At 67.1% G+C, this 7956-nt stretch carries 8 protein-coding genes; 2 read left to right on the forward strand and 6 right to left on the reverse strand.

Annotation, left to right across the window (positions count from 1 at the left end; translation table 11 throughout):
• Positions 1-1162, forward strand: a 1162-nt coding sequence (locus X803_RS17455; protein ID WP_035777681.1) for a DUF6986 family protein, incomplete at its 5' end; no start/stop codon positions are given.
• A 10-nt stretch (positions 1163-1172) separates the two neighbouring features.
• Positions 1173-1985 (forward strand): bifunctional allantoicase/(S)-ureidoglycine aminohydrolase, encoded by an 813-nt coding sequence (locus tag X803_RS0103045; RefSeq protein ID WP_026543978.1) that lies wholly within the window; start codon positions 1173-1175, stop codon positions 1983-1985.
• 91 nt (positions 1986-2076) lie between these two features.
• On the opposite strand, the gene X803_RS22650 is transcribed toward X803_RS0103045, so the two are convergent.
• The 6 genes from X803_RS22650 to X803_RS17470 all read right to left on the reverse strand — a co-directional run.
• Entirely contained in the window at positions 2077-2469 is a 393-nt protein-coding gene (locus X803_RS22650) for a DUF1294 domain-containing protein (RefSeq protein ID WP_051470396.1), read from the reverse strand.
• 430 nt (positions 2470-2899) lie between these two features.
• Complete coding sequence (locus tag X803_RS0103055; RefSeq protein ID WP_026543979.1) at positions 2900-4132, reverse strand: saccharopine dehydrogenase family protein; 1233 nt, start codon at positions 4130-4132, stop codon at positions 2900-2902.
• Positions 4133-4216: 84 nt separating this feature from the next.
• Positions 4217-5290 carry an alkene reductase gene (locus X803_RS0103060; protein WP_026543980.1) on the reverse strand — a complete coding sequence of 358 codons (1074 nt, stop codon included), beginning with the start codon at positions 5288-5290 and terminating at the stop codon, positions 4217-4219.
• Between the two features lie 139 nt (positions 5291-5429).
• Complete coding sequence (gene purU, locus X803_RS0103065) at positions 5430-6335, reverse strand: formyltetrahydrofolate deformylase (RefSeq protein ID WP_026543981.1); 906 nt, start codon at positions 6333-6335, stop codon at positions 5430-5432.
• A complete protein-coding gene (locus X803_RS17465; protein WP_253907381.1) occupies positions 6325-7155 on the reverse strand; it encodes a methylenetetrahydrofolate reductase in 831 nt (276 codons plus the stop codon). Before X803_RS17465 ends, purU begins: the two co-directional genes overlap by 11 nt.
• A gap of 34 nt (positions 7156-7189) precedes the next feature.
• Positions 7190-7956 (reverse strand): lipoyl synthase (locus tag X803_RS17470; protein ID WP_035777687.1); only part of this gene is annotated, 767 nt, incomplete at its 5' end.

The following is a 7956-nucleotide window of genomic DNA, read 5'->3' on the forward strand; positions in this document are numbered from 1 at the left end:
GCAGCCGGTGCACACCGTCTACGTGCCGGCCGACAGGTACCAGCCCTCGCTCCCCGGTGACTGGGGGAGGGAGGCGGCCGCCGCCGTCGAACGCGCCGGTGGTATGGGCGCACTGTGCGCCGCGCTCGGCGTGAACGACGACGTCGGCACCCTGGTGAGCGCGAAGCTCACCTCTGAGCCGATCGAGGACCTGCGCCTCGACTTCGAGGACGGGTACGGTAACCGGCCCGACGACGAGGAGGACGCCGAGGCCGCCCGCGCCGCCATTGCGGTGGCGCGGGCGGTACGCGACGGCATTGCGCCGCCGTTCATCGGCATCCGGTTCAAGTGCTTCGAGGAGCCCACCCGCCGTCGTGCGCTGCGGACGCTCGACCTGTTTGTGGGTGGCCTGCTCGCCGAGGGTCCGCTGCCCGACGGTCTGGTGCTCACGCTGCCCAAGGTGTCCACGGTGGCGCAGGTGGAGGCCATGGTGTTCGCGTGCCAGCGGCTCGAGGCCGTCCACGGACTGCCGTCCGGGCGGCTGCGGTTCGAGGTGCAGGTGGAAACGCCGCAGCTGATCCTCGCCGCTGACGGTACTGTGCCTGTGGCACAGCTGCTGCACCGGGCGGAGGGCCGCGTGTCCGCGCTGCACTACGGCACCTATGACTACAGCGACTCGCTGCAGATCGCCGCCGCGTACCAGTCGATGGAACACCCGGCAGCCGACTACGCCAAGCAGGTCATGCAGGTGGCGGTCGCGGGCACCGGTGTCCGGTTGTCCGACGGGTCCACGAACATCCTCCCGGCCGGCACTGACGAGGAGGTGTCCGCCGCGTGGGCGCTGCACGCACGCCTGGTGCGGCGCTCGCTGGAGCGCGGCTACTACCAGGGGTGGGACCTGCACCCCGCGCAGCTGCCCAGCCGGTTCATTGCCACGTACGCGTTCTACCGCGAGGGGCTCCCGGCCGCGGCCACGCGCCTCCGGAACTACGTGCACCGGCTCGAAAGCTCCATCCTCGACGAGCCCGCAACGGCCCGTGCCCTCGCCCGCTTCGTCCACCGCGGAGTGCTGTGCGGGGCCGTCACCGAGGCCGAAGTGAACGAGCTGGCCGGCATCTCCCTTCCTGACCTGGAAGCGCTCGCGCACCCGCGGAAACTTCCTGAAACAGCTGAAAACATCTAAGGACTGAACATTGAGCAACTACTACGCACCAGAAACCGTCCTGCCGCCGCAGACGGACCTGCTGACGGGACGCGCCGTCGTCACCGAGGCCTACACCGTCATTCCTCGTGGGGTCCTCCGCGACATTGTGGTCAGCGAACTCCCCGAATGGACCAACACCCGAACCTGGATCCTCAACCGGCCGGTGGCCGGGGGCGCAACGACGTTCGCCCAGTACCTCGTGGAGGTCTCGCAGGGCGGCGGGTCGACCAACCCGGAGCCGGAAGCCGGCGTCGAATCCTTCGTGTTCCTCCTCGAGGGAGCGCTCACCGTCAAGCTTGAGGGTGAGCTGCACGACCTCACGCCGGGCGGCTTCGCCTTCATCCCGCCGGGCGCCGAGTGGGAGGTGTCCAACTCTGCCGCTCAGCCCGCGAAGTTCCAGTGGATCCGCAAGGCTTACCAGCCGCTCGCCGGCCACACACCGAAGGCCCGCGTGGGCAACGAAAAGGACATCGAGCCTGGCGCGATGCCCGGCACCGACAACAAGTGGCGCACCACCCGCATGCTGCCCACCGATGACATGGCCTATGACATGCACATCAACGTGGTCACCTTCGAACCGGGCGCCGTCATTCCCTTCGCGGAAACCCACGTCATGGAGCACGGGCTCTACGTGCTGGAGGGCAAGGCTGTGTACCGGCTGAACCAGGACTGGGTGGAGGTTCAGGAGGGCGACTACATGTCCCTGCGCGCGTTCTGCCCGCAGGCCTGCTACGCGGGCGGGCCCTCGAACTTCCGCTACCTGCTGTACAAGGACGTGAACCGGCAGGTCAGGCTGACCTAGGTCGATCATGGGGGACCGTCAACAACTGTTGACGGTCCCCCATGGCGTCAATCACTCAGTGCAACGTCGTCGATGGTACTCGGCAGACGATTCACCCAAGTACTGCGCTGCTCCATTGAGCAAACACCGTGAATAGGGGCGTCGTAAACAGGGCGAAGGCGAGCAGATTCACGACAACACTGTTCCAAAAAGCAGAGCGAAAGCTCGCCTTGCGCGTCTTGTGGCGAAGCGTCTGCTGCGCGACAATGCCACCCGGCCACCCACCGACGGCGCCTACCAGGAGCAGCGCGCTCTCTGACGTCCGCCACCCCCCGGAGACTGCGGCGGCCTTGTCGACCGCGTACAGGAGAAAGCAGAAGCCGCTTGCCAACAGATACAGCGCTGGGACCCACAGCGGGATGGGCCACACGGCGTTGACAAGCAAGTAGGCGATGACAAAGCCGAGGATTGCGAGATAATCCAGGGTGCCCGGTCTGCACCGCATTCCTGCTTCAGGCCTCTGCCTGATCGGCGACGTTGGCGCTGGCGCATTGACAACCGGCCGCACCCGCGTTGCGCGCTGCTTTCCGTCTCCGGAGAGCTCAACCTCAAACGTGAAAGCCTCGCCAAGCTGAGGTCGGCGTGCCCGAGGCGGGAACCCTGAGATATGCACGAACGTCTTTTGGGAAGTGTCCGTTCGGGAGATGAACCCAAAACCGCGGTCGTCGTTCCACGAAGTCAGCGTTCCAGATACCCGCTCGGTCCCGATCCACATTTCTACATGTTAGCGATCGATGTTAGAGCCGTATGCGTGCCACCGGTAAGTGTCGGGCCACAAGCGCCTTGCCCCCCGCGCTCAAGGTTCCACCTACAGACACCCGCCCGCCTTCAGGTTTTTAGACACCAGGGTGGTCTGTGATCCGATGCGGCGTCCGTCAGGTGAGGGAATTGACCTCGTAGGTATGGCCTGCCGTGCGCAGCCTCTCAACCAGGACGTCGCCGAGGGCGGTCGCCGGGGTCAGTGATCCTGCCGCGGGCGGCAGGCGGTCGCCGTCGAGGGCAAGTGAGAGTGCTGCCTCCCCGGCCATCACGGCGGTGGCGGCGTATCCCGGGTCGCCGGGCCCGGCTGCGACGGCCCGGTACCGCCGGCCGCTCTCTGTGGAAGCAGTTACCTGGGACCGGAACCAGCCTGAGCGCCTCGCGGCCTCGCTCGGGCCCGCACCGGGCGGCGGAAGGACACGGTCCAGTAATTTCCTCGTGGGCGGCAGGGCCAGCGCGGCTCCGAACGCCCGCAGGCCGAGCGCCGTCGCTCCGGCGATGACGGCACCGGAGGGGCCGCGCCCGGTACCCATCACCTCGCCGTACCGCAGGGACCGGCCGTAGGCCCAACCCTGCAGGGCATTGCTGCGACGCACGATCCGCGTGTTCACCGATGCCATGATGAAGGGCGCGGTCCACAGGCCGCCGTTCGCGCGGCCGACCCACCCCAGGTCCGCCGGTTGCCGGGTCGAGGGCTCCGCCGTCCGGTGCGGACTGAGGGAATAGGGATCGCCCGCGAGGAAACGCAGCACAGGGTCCGACCGCACGCCGTCGAGCTGCCCACGTATCGACTCGATGGTGCCGCCGCTGAAGCCGCCCTTCGCCGTGGCCACGAGCTGCACCTCGGTCAGTCCGCCCGCGCCGCCAGCCTCCGCGGCGCGGTGCAGGAGGAGCACTCCGAGGTCCGACGGGACGGAGTCGTAGCCGCACGCATGAACGATCCGTGCGCCGGTAGCCCTCGCCAGGGTGTCGCAACGGTCGATGGCTTCACGGACGAAGGACACCTCACCCGTCAGATCCCCGTAGTGGGTGCCGGCGCGGGCACACGCCTCGACGACGGGCAGCCCATACTTCGCGTAGGGACCCACCGTGGTGAAGAGGACCCTGGTGCCCGCGGCCAACGCAGCGAGCGAGTCAGGATGATTCGAGTCGGCCTCGATGAGAGGCCAGTCATGTGCGGCGACGGGCAGCCTGGACCGGACGGCCTCGAGCTTCACCCTCGACCTCCCGGCGAGCCCCACGCGCAGGTCCGGCGGAGCGTGGTCCGCAAGATATCCGGCGATCAGTTCACCGACGAAACCGGTCGCACCGAAAAGGACAAGATCGTGGTCGCGCGCCGGGGCCTCCATGCCAGCAGTTTGTCACGGCAGCGGCCTGACCGCGGGGTCGATGCCCTGACCAATCATCTACCTGTTGCAGGTCCCGTTACGGGATCAGGCCGGCTGGTACACCGGGTAGTCCGTGTAACCCTCGGCGCCGCTCGTGTAGAACGTCGCCATGTCCGGTTCATTGACCGGCAGGTTCTCCTGCCAGCGGCGTACCAGGTCCGGATTGGCGATGGCCGGACGGCCGACGACGACGGCGTCAGCCAGCTCCCCCTCGACCAGGGAGATCGCTTCATCCCGGGTGGTCATGACGCTGAAGCCGGTGTTCAGCAGAAACGCACCGTTGAACTCTCCGCGGAGTTCCCGGACCAGCCCGCCGGACGGCTCGTTGTGCAGCACGCTCAGGTAGGCCAGGCCCAACGGAGAAATCGCCTGCACCAGCAGGCAGTAGGTGCGGTGGAGGTCTTCGCGGTCCAGCTCGACGGCACCCTGGACGTTGTGCTCCGGCGAAATGCGGATGCCCACCCGCTCCGCTCCGACCGCCTCGACAACCGCTTGCACCACCTCGACGACAAACCGGATGCGGTTTTCGGGTGAGCCGCCATACCGGTCGTCGCGCTGATTGGCTGCCGGCGTGAGGAATTCGTGGAGCAGGTAACCGTTGGCGCCGTGCAGTTCAACGCCGTCGAACCCGGCCTTGATCGCGTTGACCGACCCCTGGACGAACTCCTGGATTACGCCCGGAATCTCATCCTCCGTGAGGGCATGCGGAACGGGGAAGGGCTGCTTGCCCTTGTTGGTGCGGGTCAGGCCGTCCACTGCCACGGCGCTCGGCCCCACCACGGTGCGGCCGCCGTTGGTGTCCTCGTGGGTGACACGGCCGGCGTGCATCACCTGGGCGAAGATGCGCCCACCCTCGGCGTGCACGGCGTCGGTCACCTTCGACCAGCCCTCAACCTGCTCATCGGTCACGAGTCCCGGCTGCCCGGGGAAGCCCTGGCCGGCATGGCTGGGGTAGGTCCCCTCGCTGACAATCAGGCCCAGCGACGCGCGCTGGCGGTAATGCTCGACGACGATGGGCCCGGGGACACCATCCGCCCCGGAGCGGCAGCGGGTCAGCGGGGCCATGACGAGACGGTTGGGCAGGGTCAGCTCGCCAAGGGTGATCGGTGAGAACAGCATAAGGAGGTCCTTTCGCGGAAGCTTTCACTGGGAAAGCGCCGACGGCCGCGCAGCTATTCCGCGTGGGACCCACCTCACACGTTCCGCGGCCCTCAGCGAAGGCTCCTCAACGGAGGATGGCCTCAGCGAGGGATGCTCCTCAGCGGAGGATGACGGTGCGGTTTCCCAGCAGCACAATTCTTCCCTCGCAGTGCCAGCGCACCGCGTTGCGCAGCGCGGCGCACTCGGCGTCGCGGCCCACCGCCACCAGGTCATCCGGCGTGTAGGTGTGGTCCACCTCGATGACCTGCTGGGAGATGATCGGCCCCTCGTCCAGCTCCGCGTTGACGTAGTGGGCGGTGGCTCCGACAGTCTTCACGCCACGCTCGTACGCCTGGTGGTAGGGCTTGGCGCCCTTGAAGCTCGGCAGGAACGAGTGGTGGATGTTGATGACCCGGCCGGCCATCCGGTTGGACAGTTCGTCGCTGAGGACCTGCATGTAGCGGGCAAGGACCACCAGTTCGACGTCGAACCGGTCAACAATGTCGAGGAGCCTCGCCTCCGCTTCCGGCTTGGTGTCTTTGGTGACCGGCACGTGGAAGAACGGGATGCCATGCCATTCGACCAGTCCCTGCTGGTCAGGATGGTTGGAGACGACGGCCACGATTTCCACCGGGAGGTCTCCGGTGCGGGTGCGGAAGAGCAGGTCGTTGAGGCAGTGGCCCATCTTCGACACCATCACCAGGACACGCCGTTTGCGTCCCTGCGGCTCCAGCTGCCAGTTCATCTGCCACTGTTCGGCGACCGGGGTGAAGTCCCGGCGCAGTTCGTCCGTGCTGAAGGTCCGCTGCACCACTCCAGCTGCCGTGGAGGAGGATGATCCGGATGAGAAATGCACCCGCATGAAGAAATGTCGTTGCGCCGTGTCCCCGTACTGCTTGATGTCGAGGATGTCGCAGCCGTGCTCAAACAGGAACCCCGAGATCGCGTGAATGATGCCGGGGGACTCGGAGCAGTCGACGGTGAGGACGTGCTCCGCCGGGGAGGCGGTGGTTTCAGCGGTCATGTGCTGCTCCTTCAATCAGTGCGGGCCCGTGACCGGGCGCCGATGCCAGGTCCGGTCCGCCCGGAACCGGGTCGAGGTTGTTGAAACTGTAGAGGTGGATCCCGGCGACACTGCCGGCCTGGCCGTCCAGTTCGGAGACCAGGCCCTGGGGCGAATAGTGGTCACCGCTGAGCAGCTTGCGGGCCAGCGGCCCCTTCCGGCTGAGAAACTTCAGTGAGCTCCCGACGCCGATCTGAGCTGCCAGCGCGATCAGGCGGGTGCGCGGGACGGCTCCGGCCACCCCGGCCCAGACCGGCAGCTCCACGCCGACGCGCCGCAGCAGCGCAACGTAGTCGTGAATCCGTGGCGCGGAGAAGCACATCTGGGTGACCACGTGCGAGGCCAGGGACTGTTTGGCCAGCAGGGCCTCCACCCCGGCGCCCCGATCCAGGAAGGGGTGGCCCTCCGGGTAGCCGGCAATACCGGCCCGGATCAGACCGCCGGAGTATTGCGCGATGTCCTCCAGCAGCGGCAGCGCCGAGTCATAGGCGCCGGCCGGTGATTTCCGGTCACCGCCGATCACAAACACCTCGCCGACCCCCGCGGACATGCTCGCACGCAGGAGCCCGGTGAGTTCTGCCCGGCTGGAAATGCTGCGCGCCGCCAGGTGCGGGATCACCGTGTAGCCCAGCTCAGCGAGCTGCGCGGCCGTGCGTACCGTCTTTTCGACGCCGTGGTGAGGCAGGCAGGTGACGGTGAGCGCCGTCGTCGTCGGTACACCGGCGGTGATCCGCTCAACAATTCCCTCGGAAGGGATGATCTCTACTCTGGTGGGGAGCATCATTGGTCCTCTCAGTGATTCGGGGGCGTGGAACTCAGCCGTGTGCCGCCAGCAGCGAGCTGGCTTCCTGGCGGGTGCTGCCGGAGCTTTCGATGTGCGCCAGGTGAGCGGGGATCTCCCACCCCTTTTTGCGCATCGCGGTGGCCCACAGCCGTCCCGCCCGGTAGGACGAGCGGACCAGCGGGCCGCTCATCACACCCAGGAAGCCGATCTCGTCCGCTTCCTGCTGGATGTCGACGAATTCCTGCGGCTTGACCCAGCGGTCCACCGGCAGGTGGCGTTCGCTGGGACGCAGGTACTGGGTGATGGTGATGAGGTCGCAGCCGGCGTCGTGAAGGTCGCGGAGTGCCTCCGAGATTTCCTCCCGGGTCTCGCCCATGCCCAGGATCAGGTTGGACTTGGTGACCATCCCCAGGTTCCGGCCCTGGGTGATGACGTCGAGTGAGCGCTCATAACGGAACGCGGGCCGGATCCGCTTGAAGATCCGGGGCACGGTCTCGACGTTGTGCGCGAAGACTTCCGGCTTCGAATCGCAGATCGCCTGGATGTGCTCCGGCTTCCCGGAGAAGTCGGGGATCAGGAGTTCGACGCCGGTGCCCGGGTTGAGTTCGTGGATCTTGCGGACCGTCTCGGCGTAGAGCCAGACGCCCTCGTCCTCGAGATCATCACGCGCCACCCCGGTCACGGTGGCGTAGCGCAGCTGCATGGCCTTGACCGAGCGCGCCACCTTGGTGGGCTCGAACCGGTCCACCGGGGACGGCTTGCCGGTGTCGATCTGGCAGAAGTCGCAGCGGCGGGTGC

It is taken from the genome of Arthrobacter sp. 35/47 (genome assembly GCF_000520475.1).
Lineage (GTDB): Bacteria > Actinomycetota > Actinomycetes > Actinomycetales > Micrococcaceae > Arthrobacter_D > Arthrobacter_D subterraneus.